Here is a 15,352-nt window from a genome sequence, read left to right as displayed (position 1 = left end):
GCGAGATCGAATCCTTAGATCGAGCATTTATAACCATCTGGCTGGTGATTCATATGAAAACCACACTTCCGGTGCTAACCATGGCCGCGGCCGCCCTGCTGGCCGGTGGTGCCCAGGCGGCGCCGGCGCTGCGCATCGGCGTTGCCGACTCCGACTCCGCCCCCATCGTGGTGCTGGCCGGCAGCCAGCTGGTCGGCGGGCTGTCGAAGGAGCTGGGCGAGGAGCTGGGGCGCACGCTGAAGGCACCGGTGGAGTTCATCGTGGTGTCGCGCAAGCGGGTGGAGATGGCCATCGACAACGGCAGCATCGACATCGTGTGCAACACCAACCCGGCGTGGTACGTCGGCGCCTCGCGCGTCGGCTGGACGCGCGAGTTCTACCCGCAGATCGAGCGGGTGATGTCGCTGAAGCCGCACCCGCGTACCATAGACAGCATCGACGAGCTGGCCGGCCAGCGCATCGGCGTGATCGGCGGCTACCACTACACCGCGGTGGAGCCGCTGTGGCAGGGCCAGCGCGCCACCCGCGTCAACCAGCCGCGGCTGCCGCTGTTGATGCGCGCGCTGCAGACCGGCATGGTCGACGTGGTGATCAATTCCGAGCTGGAGATGAGCGCCTGGGCGCGCGCCAACCCGGCACAGGCGGCCAACCTGCGCCTGCACCCGCTAGTGGTGTCGGTGATGCCGACGCGCTGCGCGGTGTCGCCGGGCAGCCGCTACAGCGAGAGCCGGCTGGACCAGGCCATCGCCGAGATGGAACAGAACGGCAGCATCCGGCGTATCCTAGACCGCTATGAATGGAAAAACCGCTAAACGTTGGCCGCAACGGCTGGCCGGCACGCTGTGCCTGCTGGCGCTGGGCCTGCCCGCCTCCGCCGACACCCTCACCGTCGGCGTCACCGAAAACGACGCCGCGCCGTCGATGATCTTCTCCTACAGCCCGCGCCTGCAGCTGGACGGCGGCGTGTGGAAGGACCTGCTGGACAGCCTCGGCCAGCAGCTCGGCCAGCGCGTAGCGTACCTGCCACTGGCGCGCAAGCGCCTGGACAGCTACCTGCAGAACGGCCAGATCGACATGGTGTGCAACACCAACCCGGCGTGGTGGGAGGCGCCGGAACGTTTCCACTGGTCGCTGCCGCTGTCCGAACAGGTGGAGCGCTTCGTGTCGCCGCTGTCGCAGAGCGAGCGCATCACCTCGCTCGCCCAGCTCAACGGCCGCCGCATCGGCACCGTGGTCGGCTACCACTACCCGGCGCTGGAATACGCCTTTGCCCACGGCGCGCAGCGCATCGACCAGCAGCAGGCCAACCTGCAGCTGCGCGCCGCCGCCAGCGGCGTGGTCGACGTCGCGGTGGTCGACGAGCTGAGCTACGCCTGGTGGCTGAAAAACAATCTGCGCGAGGCGCGCCAGGTGCGGCTGCAACCGCTGGTGCTGTCGCGCATGCCGCTCAGCTGCGCGCTGTCGCGCCGCTCGCGCCTGGCGCCGGCCAGCCTCAACCACGCGATCCGCACCCTGCAGCAGCAGGGCGTGCTGGCCGCCCGCCTCAAGCCTTACCAGGTGCCATGAGCCAGCGCTACCTCTACCTGCACGGTTTCCAGTCCGGCCCGCAATCGCTGAAGGCGCGCGAGACCGCCGCCTGGCTGCAGCAGCACCCGGCCGCCGGCCAGCTGCTGTGCCCGCAGCTGTCGCCGTACCCGGCCGAGGCGATGCGGCAGCTGCAGCTGCTGATCGAGCAGCAGCCGCCGACGGCGCTGATCGGCAGCTCGCTGGGCGGCTTTTACGCCACCGCGCTCGCCGAGCGCTACCGGCTGCCGGCGGTGCTGATCAACCCGGCGATCTGGCCGGAACGCGAGCTGCAGCACTTCCTCGGCCCGCTGCACAACCCGTACACCGGCGAGGACTACCGGCTGACCCGGCAGCACATGGCCGAGCTGGCGGCGATGCGGCCCGCGCGGCTGACGCCGGCGCGCTACTGGCTGCTGCTGGGCACCGCCGACGAGGTGCTGGACTGGCGCGAGGCGGTGCGCCACTACGCCGGCGCGCGCCAGCTGGTATGCAACGGCGACGACCACCGCCTGCAGGCGTGGCCGCAGCTGCTGCCCGGCGTCGCGCGCTTTGTCGACGACTACTACCGCCGCCAGGCACCGGCCGCCGGCTAGCGAACACTGTGTTCCCCCGCGTGGCGCGCGCTTTGCGGCACACTGCCGCTGTTACCGTCCCCACGCTCCGGAGGCCCCATGAACCTGACCATCCGCCTGCCGCACTGCGGCGGCCCCGACGTCCTGCGCGCCGAAGACGCCGCCATCCCCGTACCGGCCGCCGGTGAAGTGCTGCTGCGCCACACCGCCATCGGCGTCAACTTCATCGACACCTACTACCGCAGCGGGCTGTATCCGCTGTCGCTGCCATCCGGACTCGGCTCCGAGGCCGCCGGTGTGGTGGAGGCGCTCGGCGACGGCGTCGACCACCTGCAGGTCGGCGCCCGCGTCGCCTACGCCGGCGGCGCGCAGGGCGCCTACAGCCAGTGGCGCACGCTGCCGGCGGCGCTGCTGGTGAAGCTGCCGGACGACATCGGCGACGAGAGTGCCGCCTGCGCGATGCTGCAGGGCATGACCGTGGAGTACCTGATCCGCCGCACCTACCCGGTGCAACCCGGCCAGACCGTGCTGTGGCACGCCGCCGCCGGCGGCGTCGGCCAGATCGCGGTGCAGTGGCTCAGCTCGCTGGGCGTCAACGTGATCGGCACCGCCGGCTCCGACGCCAAGGCGGCGCTGGCGCGCGCGCTCGGCTGCGCGCACGTCATCAACTACGGCACGGAAGACGTGGTGGCGCGGGTGCGCGAGCTGACCGGCGGCAAGGGGGTGCCGGTGGTGTACGACTCGGTGGGCAAGGACACCTTCGACATCTCGCTGGACTGCCTCGCGCCGCGCGGCATGTTCGTCAGCTTCGGCAACGCCTCCGGCGCGGTGCCGCCGTTCGCGCCGCTGCTGCTGTCGCAGAAGGGCTCGCTGTTCTTCACCCGCCCGCGGCTGGGCGACTACGTGGCCAGCCGCGCCGAGCTGGAAGCCAGCGCCGCGGCGCTGTTCGAGCGCATCGGCGCCGGCGCGGTGAAGGTGCAGCCGTCGGCGCGCTACGCGCTGGCCGACGCGGCACAGGCGCACGCCGACCTGGAGGCGCGACGCACCACCGGCTCCATCATCCTGCTGCCCTGAGCGCGACGCCCGGAACGACAAAAAAGGTTGGCCGCAGCGATGCGGCCAACCTTTTCCTTTTGTCGATGTCCCAGCCTAGTCGCGCTCGGCGTCCTGCTGCTGGCGCCAGCGCTGGTGGCGCGACGGCTTGTCGTGCCGCTCGGGGCGCGGGCCGCGCCCGGCGCCGTCGTCGTCCGGCGGCAGGTTGTGCCAGCGGCGCAGCCGTTTCAGCGCGCGCGCCTCTTCCCGCGTCAGCTCGCCGCGCTCCACCGCCTCGCGCAGGCGCAGGTCGCGCAGGCGATGCGGTGGCGCCGCCTCGGCCTGCCACGCGGGCGGGCCGTTGTCGACGCGCCAGGGCGGGGCCGCCAGCGCGCTGTGGCCGGCCAGCAGTGCCGGCAGGAGCAGGAAAAGGGCTTTCATGCGTGCATTTTATCCCGCACCGCGCACGGCTGCCACGGCGGCCGCGCGGTGCTCAGTTTCAGTTGCTTTTGGCGGCAGGCGGGGTCGCCGGCACGGCGCAATGCCCGTCACCGCGATGGTGGCGCATCCTGTCGCCCCGGTACTGCTTGCCGGCCACCGCTTCCGGCCACGCCTCGCGCTTGGCGGTGCGCTCCTTGTTGTCGATCAGCGTCTTGGTCTTGGCCTGCAGCTGCTCGTGCAGCTTCCGCATCTGCGCGTGCACGGCCTCGCGCTCCTTCTTCAGCTGGCTCAGTTCGGCGTCGGTCAGCGCGCCGGACATCACCGCCTCGTGGTAGGCGCGCAGGTTCTGGCGCATTTCCTCGCGCTGCGGCTTGCCGTCGCCGCCAAAGGCGGCGGCGGTCAGCGAGACGCCGGCCAGCAGGCTGGCGAGCAGGGTCACGGCAACGGTACGTTTGGCATTCATGGTCAGGCTCCTCGGTTGTGACATTGGAAGGGATGAGCCGACTGTACGCGGCAGGTTTTGCCCGGGTATTGCCGCGGCGGCGGCAAGTGTTAACAGGTGTTAACCGCCGCCGCCGCGTTAACGGCTGTTCATATCCGGGCTGACTTGGCGCGGCAGGCGCGTTACGCTTGGCAGATAAAGATTCGGGACGGGACGGATGGAAAACCACAAGATACTGGTCGTCGACGACGATGTGCGCCTGCGCGAGCTGCTGCAGCGTTATCTCGCGCAGCAGGGCTTCAGCGTCGACACGCTGCCGGACGCGCGCGACCTCGACCGCAAGCTGGCGCGCAACCGCCCGGACCTGCTGGTGCTGGACGTGATGATGCCCGGCGACGACGGGCTGGCGGTGGTGCGCCGCCTGCGCGCGCAGGGCGAACCGATCCCGGTGATCATGCTCACCGCGCGCGGCGAGGACATCGACCGCATCCTCGGCCTGGAAATGGGCGCCGACGACTACCTGGCCAAGCCCTTCAACCCGCGCGAGCTGGCGGCGCGCATCCACGCGGTGCTGCGCCGCCACGCGCAGACGCCGGTGGTGATGGCGCCGCACGACGCCGACGAGGTGCTGGGCTTCGGCAACTGCGAGCTGCACCCGGCGCGGCGCGAGCTGCTGCGCGACGGCCAGCCGGTGACGCTGACCACCGCCGAGTATGCGGTGCTGCTGGCGCTGGCCAGCCACCCGCGACGGCCGCTGACGCGCGAACAGCTGATGGAGCTGGCGCTGGGCAAGGGCGGCGGCGAATCGCAGGACCGCAGCATCGACGTGCACGTGTCGCGGCTGCGCAAGCTGATCGAGGACGGCGACGGCGCGCCGCGCTACCTGCAGACGGTGTGGGGCTACGGCTACGTGTTCGTGCCCGACGGCAAGGCAAGGGACGCGACATGAGCCTGCTGGCACGCTTCGGCGGCACGCTGTTCCTGCGCCTGGCGGCGCTGGTGGTGCTGGCGGTACTGGCCAGCCAGGTGTTCACGCTGTGGCTGACCGAACAGCAGAAAAGCGCGCTGCTGGCGCGGCAGCTGTACGCGCAGGTGCTGGACACGCTGGCCGACTACGAGGAGGCGCTCGACCGGCTGCCGGCGGCGGAGCGCGACGCCTTCCTGCTGCGCAACAACCTGCCCGGCCTGCCGCGGCTGCTGCCGCTGGCCCAGGCGCCGGCAGAGACCTTTCCCGCGCCGCCCTTTGCCGCGCCGCTGGAAGCCTGGCTGGGCAACGCCGTCGGCGAGCCGGTCAGCGTGCGCATGAGCCGCGCCGAACGCCGCGAGCTGTGGCTCAAGGTGCCGGTGCTGGACAGCCACTACTGGCTGGTGATGCCGCTGCGCCGCTACCTGCCGCCGGCGCTGCGGCCAACCTTGCAGGCCGCCGGGCTGGTGGCGCTGCTGTCGGTGCTGGCCGCCTTCGCGCTGGCGTGGCGCACCACGCGGCCGCTGAGCCGGCTGGCCAACGCCGCGCGCCACCTCGAAGCCGGGCGCATGCCGCAGGCGGTGCCGGTCAGCGGCCCGCGCGAGGTGCGCGACGTGATCGAACGCTTCAACACCATGGCGCTGGCGCTGGACAAGGCCGCCAGCGAGCGGCGGCTGATGCTGGCCGGGCTGTCGCACGACCTGCGCACGCCGCTGACGCGGCTGAAGCTGGCGGTGGAGCTGCAGGACGACCTCGGCGACAAGGCCGGCATGCTCAACGACATCGACGAGCTGTCGCGCATCGTCGGCCAGTTCATCGACTTCGCGCGCAGCGAGGAAACGCGGCCGCTGACGCCGCTGGCGCTGGGCGAGCTGGTCGACAACGTGCTGACCCGCTTCCGCCGCGACGACATGGAGATCGCCTGGCAGCGCGGCGACGCCACCATCAACGGCGACGCGCTGGCGCTGCAGCGCCTGCTGTCCAACCTGCTGGAGAACGCACGCCGCTACGGCCGCGCGCCGTTTCGCGTCAGCCTGCAGCCCGGCGATCGCCAGTGCGAGCTGCGCGTGCACGACAGCGGCGACGGCATCGCGCCGGAACTGCAGCAGGCGGCGCTGACGCCGTTCGAAAGGTTGGCCGCACACCGCGGCAGCGACGGCGGCAGCGGCCTGGGCCTCGCCATCGTCAGCCGCGTGGTGGCGCAGCACGGCGGCAGCCTGCGCTTCGACTACCCGCCGGACGGCGGCTTCGCGGTGGTGATCACGCTGCCGACGCTGGCCGCTGCCGGCTGAGGCCGCGCGCGGGTGTACAAGCAAAAACCGGCCGATATGGCCGGTTTTTTCATGATGGCGACGCCGCGCTCACGACTTGTGCTTGCAGGTATTGATGCCCAGCAGCGCGTACGGCGGGCACCAGCCGAAGATGCCGGTCGCCACCGGCACCAGCCCCAGCAGCGCCCACGGCGACGCCGGGCCGATGAAGGCGAGGCTGGTGATCGCCAGCCCCACCACGATGCGGATCACGCGTTCGGTATTGCCGATATTCTGTTTCATCGCCCTGCTCCTTGTTGTCGATGATTCATTATATACATATATAAATTATTTACCAATATACAAATCGCAAGTCAGTCGCCATCGTGACGGCGGCGGCCGACCAGCCACGGCGCCAGCAGCAGCACCAGCATGCCCAGCCCGAGATAACCGCCGGTGCGCGGATCGTAATCCGCCAGCAGCCGCTCAGGCGGGTAGCCCAGCAGCGTGCCGAGGCCGAACTCGAACAGCAGCATCAGCAGCAGCCACAGCGCACCGGCCTGCAACTGTTGCGCCGGCGTGCGCAGCCGCAACCAGCGCCGCGTGGCCCAGGTAATCAGCAAAATCAGCAGCGCACCGCTGACCACCCCCAGCTGCCGCGCCGGCAGCTCGCCCAGCCACGGCACCAGCCACAACTGGCGCAGCATGCCCTGCAGCGTCTCCGCCAGCACGATCAGCCCCCACACCACCAGCACCCGCCACCAGCGCATCCCCGCCCCCGTTCAGCCGCGGCGCTGCCAGCCCAGCAGCAGCACCCCGGCCAGGATCAGCACGCCGCCGGCCAGCATCGCCGCGCTCACCGCCTCGCCCAGCCACAGCGCGCCCCACAGCACGCCGAACACCGGCACCAGGTAGGTGACGCTACTGGCGCGGGTGGCGCCCAGCTTCGCGATCAGGCGGTAGAAGATCACGTAGGCAAACGCGGTGCAGGCCAGCGCCAGCAGCAGCACCGCGCCCCACACCGTGGCCGTCGGCGCCTGCGGCGGCCATGTCCACAGCGCCAGCGGCAACAGCAGGATGGCGCCGGACGCCAGGCTGCCGGTCGCCGTCACCAGCGGCGGCAGCCCCGGCAACCAGCGCCTGGCCATGTGCCCAGACCAGCCGTAGCAGGCGGTGGCACCCAGCATCGCCAGCACCGGCAGCGCGCTGTCCAGCCCGAAGGCGGCGCCGCGCCCCAGCGTCAGCACCAGCACCCCGGCCAGCCCCAGCGCCAGCCCGGCGGCGCGCTGCCGCGTCATCGCCTCGCCGGCCAGCGGGATCGCCCACAGCGCGGTCATCAGCGGCGTGGTGGCATTCAGCACCGACGCCACCCCGGCCGGCAGCGTCAGCGTCGCCCACGCGATCAGGCAGAACGGCAGCGCCGACAGGAACACGCCGACCACGGCGATGGCGCGCCAGTGCTGCCGCCACAGCCCGAAGCCCCCCGGCTGCCACCCCAACAGCGGCAGCAGCGCCAGCGTCGCCACGCCCAGGCGCAGCGCGATCAGCGGGAACGGCCCCAGCGCCGGCACCGCCACGCGCATGAACAGGAAGGACGCCCCCCACATCGCCGCCAGCAGCAGCAACCACAACCAGTCGCGCGGCTCCGTCATCGCCCCGCTCCCGTCACCAGCCCGTTCGTTACCGTCATCGTCACCCCCTCGCGAAAATCACAGTGTAGGCAAAGGCGAGCGCCATGACGATCCGGTTCTTGCTTTGCAATCCGCACGACGGCAGCTTGCGGCCAACCTTGTCGCGGCAAGCGGTCCGGATTTTTGGCCACGGAAGCACACGGAAAGACACGAAAGCAAGGTTGGCCGCGAGCAACGCCACCAACCCGAACCGGCAGCCAGCACCGGTCCGGCGCACCCGTTCCCGTTGGCGCAAGCCGTGACAACTGTCGCCAGCCCGGAAACAAGCCGCCCTCTTTTGAGCGCAGCGTATGGGCGGCGCCGGGATGGCGGCAGTTGTCACGGGGATTCTTGCGCCTCCGGGAAGAGCGGGGATTGAAAAGGGGGATGCGGTATCCCCCTTTCCCGTCCGCCGCGCGGAAGCGGCAAGAAAAATCAGCATCCGCGCAGCGGATTCAGCAGGCCCAAGCAAGGTTGGCCGCAAGTCCGTTACGGCCTACGGCCAACCTTTGAACGTCAGCGGTGCGTCGCCCGGCACGCTGGGTGACACACCCTACGCCGGGCGAACAATGACAAAAGGGCAAGCCACCGGCTTGCCCTTTCCTGTTGCCTCTTGCGGCCAACCTCGGCCGCCAGCTCAATCCCTCAGCTCCCCTCCGACAGCTGCGCCAGCAGCTCCGCCTGGCGCTCGGCCACCAGCGCGTCGGTCAGCTCGAACAGGTCGCCGTCCATCGCCTGGTCCAGCTTGTACAGGGTGAGATTGATGCGGTGGTCGGTGATGCGGCCCTGCGGGTAGTTGTAGGTGCGGATGCGCTCGGAGCGGTCGCCGGAGCCGATCAGGCTCTTGCGCTCGGCCGCTTCCTTCTGGTTCTTCTCGCGCAGCTGGATGTCGTAGATGCGCGCCGCCAGCACCTGCATCGCGCTGGCCTTGTTGGCGTGCTGCGAGCGGCCGTCCTGGCATTCGGCGACGATGCCGGTCGGCAGGTGGGTGATGCGCACCGCGGAGTCGGTCTTGTTGATGTGCTGGCCGCCGGCACCGCTGGCACGATAGGTGTCGATGCGCAGGTCGGCGGGGTTGAGCACCACCTCGGCGATCTCGTCGGCCTCGGCCATCACCGCCACGGTGCAGGCGGAGGTGTGGATGCGGCCCTGGGTCTCGGTGGCCGGCACGCGCTGCACGCGGTGGCCGCCGGATTCGAACTTCAGCCGCGAGTAGGCGCCCTGGCCGACCAGGCGCACGATGACCTCCTTGTAGCCGCCGAGGTCGGATTCGCTGGCGGAGACGATCTCGGCCTGCCAGCGGTTGCGTTCGGCAAAGCGGGTGTACATGCGCAAGAGGTCGGCGGCGAACAGCGCGGCCTCGTCGCCGCCGGTGCCGGCGCGGATTTCGAGAAAGATGTTCTTGTCGTCGTTGGGGTCTTTCGGCAGCAGCAGCTTCTGCAGTTCGAGATCCAGCGCGGCCAGTTTTTCCTTGGCCTCGCCGATTTCTTCCTGCGCGAACTCCTTCATGTCCGGGTCGTCCAGCAGTTCGCTGGCGGTGGCGATGTCGGCTTCGCACTGGCGGTAGGCGTTGAACGCCTCGACCACCGGAGTCAGTTCGGCGTGTTCGCGGGTGAGCTTGCGGAAGGTGTCCATGTTGGCGGTGGCCTGTTCGGACATCAGCAGTTGCGTGACTTCTTCCAGCCGGTCATCGAGCTGGGCCAGTTTCGCGGCAATCGAGGGTTTCATTACGACTCCGGGTGCAAACGATACAGGCTGGCGATCAGCGCCACCTGTGCGTCGTGCGCCGCGCCGCTGCCGGAAGACAGCGCCTGCGTCGGCGGATGCATCAGTTTGTTGGTCAGTTGTACCGACAGGACTTCCAGCACTTTTTCCGGCGGTGCGCCTTTGGCCAGCTGTTTCATCGCGGCCTCCAGCGCGTTGCGGCGGGTGCGCTCCGCCTCGTCGCGCAGCGCGCGGATCAGCGGCACGCTTTCGCGGCGCTTGAGCCAGTCGCTGAATTCGCCGACGCGGTGGGCGATGATGGTTTCGGCTTCTTCCGCCGCCTGGCTGCGCGCCTGCTGGCCGACTTCGACGATGCCGGCGATGTCGTCGACGGTGTAGAGGTAGACGTCGGACAGCTCGCCGACCTCGGCCTCGATGTCGCGCGGCACCGCCAGATCAAGCATGAAGATGGGGCGATGGCGACGCGCCTTGATCGCGCGCTCGACCATGCCCTTGCCGATGATGGGCAGCTGGCTGGCGGTGGAGCTGACCACCACGTCGTAGTGGTGCAGGTGGTCCGGCAGCTCGGCGAGGGTGATGGCGTTGCCGCCGAATTGCGTCGCCAATGCCTGGCCACGCTCCAGCGTGCGGTTGGCGACGGTGATACAGGCCGGCTTGCGCGCGGCGTAGTGGGTGGCGACCAGCTCGATCATCTCGCCGGCGCCGATGAACAGCACGTTCAGCTCGCCGACCGAGGCGAAGATCTGCTCGGTGAGGCGCACGCCGGCGGCGGCCATCGACACCGAGCTGGCGCCGACCGCGGTCTGGCTGCGCACGTCCTTGGCCACGGCGAAGGTTTTCTGGAACAGGCCGTTGAGCAGGCTGCCCAGGGTGCCGGCGCGCTCGGCCACGCGCACCGCGTCCTTGATCTGCCCCAGGATCTGCGTCTCGCCCAGCACCATGGAATCCAGCCCGGAGGCGACGCGGAAGGCGTGGCGCGCCGCTTCGGCGGCGTCGAGCTGGTACAGGTAGGGACGCACTTCGTCCAGGCTCAGGCCGTGGTAGCTGGCCAGCCACGCCAGTGCCGCGTCCGGCTGCTGCGTGGCGCAGTACAGCTCGGTGCGGTTACAGGTGGAGACGATGGTCGCCTCGCGCGCGGCCTGCGAATCCACCAGCTGCGCCAGGGCGCCCGGCAGGGTTTCTGCAGGGAAGGCCAGCCGTTCGCGTATCGCCAGCGGGGCGGTGTGGTGGTTCAGTCCAAAGGCAACCAGGTGCATGAGTGCAAGGAAAAGCCGCAGTGGGAAACGGGCTATTCTAGCCCAAAACCGCCGTGCCGAGGGCGCCGGCCGCGCACCGGCCGGTGCTGGCCGGCGGCGGCTTGACCTGTATCAGGCGAACAGGTAGCCGGCGTGGAAGCGCAGCTGCGCCTCGATGAAGCTGGCGATGAAGTAGTAGCTGTGGTCGTAGCCGTCGTGGCGGTGCAGCTGCAGCGGGTAGCCGCTGGCGGCGGCGGCGCGTTCCAGCGCCTCCGGCTGCAGCTGTTCGGCGAGGAAGCCGTCGGCGAGGCCGATGTCCACCCGGCACGGCAGGCGCGCATCGGCGCCGGCGGCGGCCATCAGCACGCTGGCGTCCCATGCCTGCCACGCGGCGCGGTCGGCGCCGAGGTAGGCGCTGAACGCCTTCTGCCCCCACGGCGCGTTGACCGGGTTGGCGATCGGGCTGAACGCCGACACCGACACGTAGTCCTGCGGCCGTTTCAGCGCGCACACCAGCGCACCGTGGCCGCCCATGGAGTGGCCGGCGATGGCGCGGCGGTCGCTGACCGGGAAGTGGGCGGCGACCAGCGCCGGCAGCTCCTGGCTCACGTAGTCGTACATGCGGTAGTGCCGCATCCACGGCGCCTCGCTGGCGTTGAGGTAGAAGCCGGCGCCCTGGCCGAGGTCGTAGCCGGTGTCGTCGGCGACGTCCTCGCCGCGCGGGCTGGTATCCGGCGCCACGATGGCGATGCCCAGCTCGGCGGCGACGCGCTGCGCGCCGGCCTTCTGCATGAAGTTCTCGTCGCTGCAGGTCAGCCCCGACAGCCAGTACAGCACCGGCACCGGCTGGCCGCTGGCGGCCTGCGGCGGCAGGTAGACGGCAAAGCGCATGCGGCAGCCCAGCACCGCCGAATCGTGGTGGTACTGCTTGTGCCAGCCGCCGAAGCTCTTGTTGCTGGCGATCATTTCCAGGTTCATCGGTCGCGTCTCTCCCGGTGGCGGCTGCGGCCAACGTTGGCCGCAAGCGCCGGTGGTTTACGGGTTGTAGTGGATCACCGAGCGGATGCTCTTGCCTTCGTGCATCAGCTCGAAGGCGGTGTTGATGTCCTGCAGCGGCATGGTGTGGGTGATGAAGTCGTCGAGGCGGAACTCGCCCTTCAGGTAGCGCTCGACGTAGTCCGGCAGCTCGGAGCGGCCGCGCACGCCGCCGAAGGCCGAGCCGCGCCACACGCGGCCGGTCACCAGCTGGAACGGGCGGGTGCTGATTTCCTGGCCGGCACCGGCGACGCCGATGATCACCGACTCGCCCCAGCCCTTGTGGCAGCACTCCAGCGCCGAACGCATCACGTTGACGTTGCCGATGCACTCGAAGGAGAAATCGACGCCGCCATCGGTCATTTCCACGATCACGTCCTGGATAGGCTGGTCGAAGCTTTTCGGGTTGATCACGTCGGTGGCGCCCAGTTTCTTCGCCAGCTCGAACTTGCCCTCGTTGATGTCGATGCCGATGATGCGGCCGGCACCGGCCATGCGCGCGCCGATGATGGCCGACAGGCCGATGCCGCCGAGGCCGAAGATGGCGACGCTGTCACCGGCCTTGACCTTGGCGGTGTTCACCACCGCGCCCATGCCGGTGGTGACGCCGCAGCCGAGCAGGCACACCTCTTCCAGCGGGGCGTCCTTATTGATCTTGGCCAGCGAGATCTCCGGCAGCACGGTGTACTCGGAGAAGGTGGAGCAGCCCATGTAGTGGTAGATCGGCTGGCCGTCCTTGGAAAAACGGGTCGTGCCGTCCGGCATCAGGCCACGGCCCTGGGTGGCGCGGATCTTCTGGCACAAATTGGTCTTGCCCGACTTGCAGAACTTGCACTCGCCGCACTCCGGCGTGTACAGCGGGATCACGTGGTCGCCGACGGCGACGCTGGTCACGCCCTCGCCGACCGACTCCACGATGCCGCCGCCCTCGTGGCCGAGGATGCAGGGGAAGATGCCTTCCGGATCCTCGCCGGACAGGGTGAAGGCGTCGGTGTGGCATACGCCGCTGGCGACGATGCGCACGCGCACCTCGCCGGCCTGCGGCGGCATCACTTCGATGTCTTCGATGGACAGTGGCTGGCCGGCGGCCCAGGCCACCGCGGCCTTGCATTTAATGATCTCGCTCACGACGTGCTCCTTGTTGAGAGGCGGCAGGTTAAAGCGGCATTGTATTACCGCTTTTTTCGCCGATAATCGTCGCTATCGGTAAATGATTTTTTACAGGGAGCAACAATGCCGGCATGGGAAGGGGTGTGCGAGTTCGTCAGCGTGGCCGAGCAGGGCAGCTTCACCCGCGCCGCGCTGGCGCTGTCGCTGTCGGTGGCGCAGGTCAGCCGCCAGGTGACGCGGCTGGAGACGCGGCTGGGCGCGCAGCTCTTGTACCGCACCACCCGCCACGTGACGCTGACCGAGACCGGCCAGCTGTACCTGCAGCACTGCCGCCAGCTGCTGGATTCGCTGGCCGACGCCGAGCGCGCGGTATCGCAGCATCTGGCGGTGCCGCAGGGCACGCTGAAGCTGACCGCGCCGCTGGCCTACGGCGAGAGCCACATCGCGCCGCTGATCACCGCCTTCGGCCGGCAGTACCCGGCGCTGGAGATCAACCTCAACCTCAGCAACCAGCTGCTGGACCTGGTGCACGACGGCTACGACCTGGCGATCCGCATCGGCCACCTTGCCGACTCCTCGCTGATGGCGCGGCGGCTGGCGTCGCGGCGGCAGTACATCTGCGCCGCGCCCGGCTACCTGGCGCGCCACGGCATCCCCAACAGCCTGCCGGAGCTGGAGCAGCACAACTGCCTGCTGGGCAGCAACGAGGTGTGGCACGTGCAGGAACAGGGCAAGCGCCGCCTGCTGCGCGTGCGCGGCAGCCTGCGCTGCAACAGCGGCCACGCGCTGGTGCACGCCGCGCTGCAGGAGGTCGGCATCGTGCAGCTGCCCGACTACTACGTGGCGCGCCACCTGCAAAGCGGCGCGCTGGTGGCGCTGCTGGGCGCCTACCAGGAGCCGGACGAGGGCATCTGGGCGCTGTACCCGCACAACCGCCAGCTGTCGCCCAAGGTGCGCATGCTGGTCGATTTCCTCGCCGCCGAGCTGCCGCAGCGGCAGCGGCCGTAAGGCAACGCTACCCATCGCGGCAACCGCCTGCGGTATCATGGCGGCCAACACTGCCGCCTCGCGGCCACCGCCGTCATTCATTCAGGAGCCAGCCATGGCGCTCAATCTCGCCGATATCCGCCTCGAATACAGCCGACACGAACTCTCGCCCGACGACTGCCTGCCGGACCCGGTGGCCCAGTTCGAGCAGTGGCTGCACGAGGCCATCGCCGCCGAAGTCAACGAGCCGACCGCGATGCACGTCGCCAGTGTCGACGAGCACGGCCGGCCGTCGGCGCGCATCGTGCTGCTGAAAGGGGTGGAACACGGGCAACTGCTGTTCTATACCAACTACCTCAGCCGCAAGGGCCGCCAGCTGGACGGCAATCCCTACATCGCGCTGACCTTCTTCTGGCCGGAGCTGGAACGGCAGGTGCGCATCGAGGGCCGCGTGGCGCGGGTGGCGGACGAGGTGTCCGACACCTACTTCGCCAGCCGCCCATACACCAGCCGCATCGGCGCCTGGGCCAGCGAGCAGAGCAGCGTGATCGACAACAAGGCGGTGCTGGTCAGCCGCGCCGCCGGCTTCGGCCTCAAGCACCCGCTGTCGGTACCGCGCCCGCCGCACTGGGGCGGCTACGCGGTGGTACCGGACCGCGTCGAATTCTGGCAGGGCCGCCCCAGCCGCCTGCACGACCGCGTGCTGTACACCCTGCAAGCCGACGGCAGCTGGCTGCGCCAGCGCCTCGCCCCCTAACCCGATATTGGCCGCCTGCGGCCAACCCTGAAGACAGCCATGATCAATAACGACATCCTGCGCAGCGTGCGCTTCATCATCGATTGCCCCGACAACCGCATGCTGGCGATCCTGCGCCACGTCGAGCCGCTGGCCGACGACGACTTCGCGCCGCTGCTGAAGAAGGACGACGACCCGGCCTTCCGCCCGTGCAGCGACGAGCTGCTCGGCGCCTTTCTCGACGGTCTGATCATCGAGCGCCGTGGTCGCCGCGACGGCGCGCCGGCCCCGGCGCCGCTCCTGCGCCTCAACAACAACGAGATCCTGAAGAAGCTGCGCATCGCCTTCGACCTGAAACAGGAAGACATCAAGGCGCTGATGGCGCGCAGCGACTTCAAGGTGTCCAGCAGCGAGATCGGCGCGCTGTTCCGCAAGCCGGACCACAAGCACTTCCGCCCCTGCGGCGACCAGTTCCTGCGCTACCTGCTGAAGGGGCTGGCGCTGCGCGAGCGGCCGGACAGCCCGGCGGCCAAGGCCTAAGCCGCCCGCCAGACGAGCGGCAGCAAAACACGGCGGCCAACCTTGTC

18 protein-coding genes are annotated in these 15,352 nt (G+C 69.5%); 9 read left to right on the top strand and 9 right to left on the bottom strand.

Going from position 1 to position 15,352, the window contains the following annotated elements; genetic code table 11:
* Positions 1-53: 53 nt before the first annotated feature.
* From IE100_RS05740 to IE100_RS05725, 4 genes are all read left to right on the top strand, one after another.
* The gene (locus IE100_RS05740; protein ID WP_189373160.1) at positions 54-812 is read left to right on the top strand and encodes a substrate-binding periplasmic protein; all 759 of its coding nucleotides are present in this window, start codon (positions 54-56) and stop codon (positions 810-812) included.
* Positions 793-1,566 carry a substrate-binding periplasmic protein gene (locus IE100_RS05735; protein WP_189373159.1) on the top strand — a complete coding sequence of 258 codons (774 nt, stop codon included), beginning with the start codon at positions 793-795 and terminating at the stop codon, positions 1,564-1,566. Before IE100_RS05740 ends, IE100_RS05735 begins: the two co-directional genes overlap by 20 nt.
* Positions 1,563-2,159: a YqiA/YcfP family alpha/beta fold hydrolase gene (locus tag IE100_RS05730; protein ID WP_189373158.1), complete on the top strand. Its 597-nt coding sequence runs from the start codon at positions 1,563-1,565 to the stop codon at positions 2,157-2,159. The genes IE100_RS05735 and IE100_RS05730 overlap by 4 nt, the downstream gene beginning before the upstream one ends.
* A gap of 78 nt (positions 2,160-2,237) precedes the next feature.
* The gene (locus IE100_RS05725; protein WP_189373157.1) at positions 2,238-3,212 is read left to right on the top strand and encodes a quinone oxidoreductase family protein; all 975 of its coding nucleotides are present in this window, start codon (positions 2,238-2,240) and stop codon (positions 3,210-3,212) included.
* Positions 3,213-3,287: 75 nt separating this feature from the next.
* Here the strand turns inward: IE100_RS05725 and IE100_RS05720 are convergent, their stop codons facing one another.
* Both IE100_RS05720 and IE100_RS05715 read right to left on the bottom strand, forming a co-directional pair.
* Positions 3,288-3,611, bottom strand: coding sequence for a hypothetical protein (locus IE100_RS05720; RefSeq protein WP_189373156.1), 324 nt, complete (start codon positions 3,609-3,611; stop codon positions 3,288-3,290).
* A gap of 58 nt (positions 3,612-3,669) precedes the next feature.
* A complete protein-coding gene (locus IE100_RS05715) occupies positions 3,670-4,074 on the bottom strand; it encodes a hypothetical protein (protein ID WP_189373155.1) in 405 nt (134 codons plus the stop codon).
* A 196-nt stretch (positions 4,075-4,270) separates the two neighbouring features.
* Between IE100_RS05715 and ompR the strand changes: the two genes are divergently transcribed.
* Positions 4,271-5,002 carry an osmolarity response regulator transcription factor OmpR gene (gene ompR / locus IE100_RS05710; protein ID WP_189373154.1) on the top strand — a complete coding sequence of 244 codons (732 nt, stop codon included), beginning with the start codon at positions 4,271-4,273 and terminating at the stop codon, positions 5,000-5,002.
* Positions 4,999-6,309: an ATP-binding protein gene (locus IE100_RS05705; protein ID WP_229800247.1), complete on the top strand. Its 1,311-nt coding sequence runs from the start codon at positions 4,999-5,001 to the stop codon at positions 6,307-6,309. The genes ompR and IE100_RS05705 overlap by 4 nt, the downstream gene beginning before the upstream one ends.
* Before the next feature lie 69 nt (positions 6,310-6,378).
* Here IE100_RS05705 and IE100_RS05700 read toward each other — a convergent pair whose 3' ends face one another.
* The 7 genes from IE100_RS05700 to IE100_RS05670 form a co-directional block, all read right to left on the bottom strand.
* On the bottom strand, positions 6,379-6,570 hold the full coding sequence (locus IE100_RS05700; RefSeq protein WP_189373153.1) for a YgaP family membrane protein: 192 nt from the start codon (positions 6,568-6,570) through the stop codon (positions 6,379-6,381).
* A gap of 71 nt (positions 6,571-6,641) precedes the next feature.
* Complete coding sequence (locus IE100_RS05695) at positions 6,642-7,037, bottom strand: hypothetical protein (RefSeq protein WP_189373152.1); 396 nt, start codon at positions 7,035-7,037, stop codon at positions 6,642-6,644.
* A gap of 12 nt (positions 7,038-7,049) precedes the next feature.
* Positions 7,050-7,919 carry a DMT family transporter gene (locus tag IE100_RS05690; protein ID WP_189373151.1) on the bottom strand — a complete coding sequence of 290 codons (870 nt, stop codon included), beginning with the start codon at positions 7,917-7,919 and terminating at the stop codon, positions 7,050-7,052.
* A gap of 663 nt (positions 7,920-8,582) precedes the next feature.
* Positions 8,583-9,665, bottom strand: a complete 1,083-nt coding sequence (gene prfA, locus IE100_RS05685; protein WP_189373150.1) for a peptide chain release factor 1 — start codon at positions 9,663-9,665, stop codon at positions 8,583-8,585.
* Positions 9,665-10,918: a glutamyl-tRNA reductase gene (gene hemA, locus IE100_RS05680; protein ID WP_189373149.1), complete on the bottom strand. Its 1,254-nt coding sequence runs from the start codon at positions 10,916-10,918 to the stop codon at positions 9,665-9,667. The genes prfA and hemA overlap by 1 nt, the downstream gene beginning before the upstream one ends.
* Positions 10,919-11,029: 111 nt before the next feature.
* A complete protein-coding gene (gene fghA / locus IE100_RS05675; RefSeq protein WP_189373424.1) occupies positions 11,030-11,869 on the bottom strand; it encodes an S-formylglutathione hydrolase in 840 nt (279 codons plus the stop codon).
* A 63-nt stretch (positions 11,870-11,932) separates the two neighbouring features.
* A complete protein-coding gene (locus tag IE100_RS05670; protein ID WP_444545884.1) occupies positions 11,933-13,060 on the bottom strand; it encodes an S-(hydroxymethyl)glutathione dehydrogenase/class III alcohol dehydrogenase in 1,128 nt (375 codons plus the stop codon).
* A 105-nt stretch (positions 13,061-13,165) separates the two neighbouring features.
* On the opposite strand from IE100_RS05670, the gene IE100_RS05665 reads away from it, so the two are divergent.
* From IE100_RS05665 to IE100_RS05655, 3 genes are all read left to right on the top strand, one after another.
* Positions 13,166-14,050, top strand: coding sequence for a LysR substrate-binding domain-containing protein (locus IE100_RS05665; RefSeq protein WP_189373148.1), 885 nt, complete (start codon positions 13,166-13,168; stop codon positions 14,048-14,050).
* A 94-nt stretch (positions 14,051-14,144) separates the two neighbouring features.
* Positions 14,145-14,786 (top strand): pyridoxamine 5'-phosphate oxidase, encoded by a 642-nt coding sequence (gene pdxH, locus IE100_RS05660; protein ID WP_189373147.1) that lies wholly within the window; start codon positions 14,145-14,147, stop codon positions 14,784-14,786.
* 39 nt (positions 14,787-14,825) lie between these two features.
* The gene (locus tag IE100_RS05655) at positions 14,826-15,305 is read left to right on the top strand and encodes a YehS family protein (RefSeq protein ID WP_189373146.1); all 480 of its coding nucleotides are present in this window, start codon (positions 14,826-14,828) and stop codon (positions 15,303-15,305) included.
* The last annotated feature ends 47 nt before the right edge of the window (positions 15,306-15,352 follow it).

Source organism: Vogesella alkaliphila (assembly GCF_014652475.1).
Lineage (GTDB): Bacteria > Pseudomonadota > Gammaproteobacteria > Burkholderiales > Chromobacteriaceae > Vogesella > Vogesella alkaliphila.
Note: the sequence above shows the minus strand (reverse complement) of the source record. Positions and strands in the feature narration are given on the sequence as shown.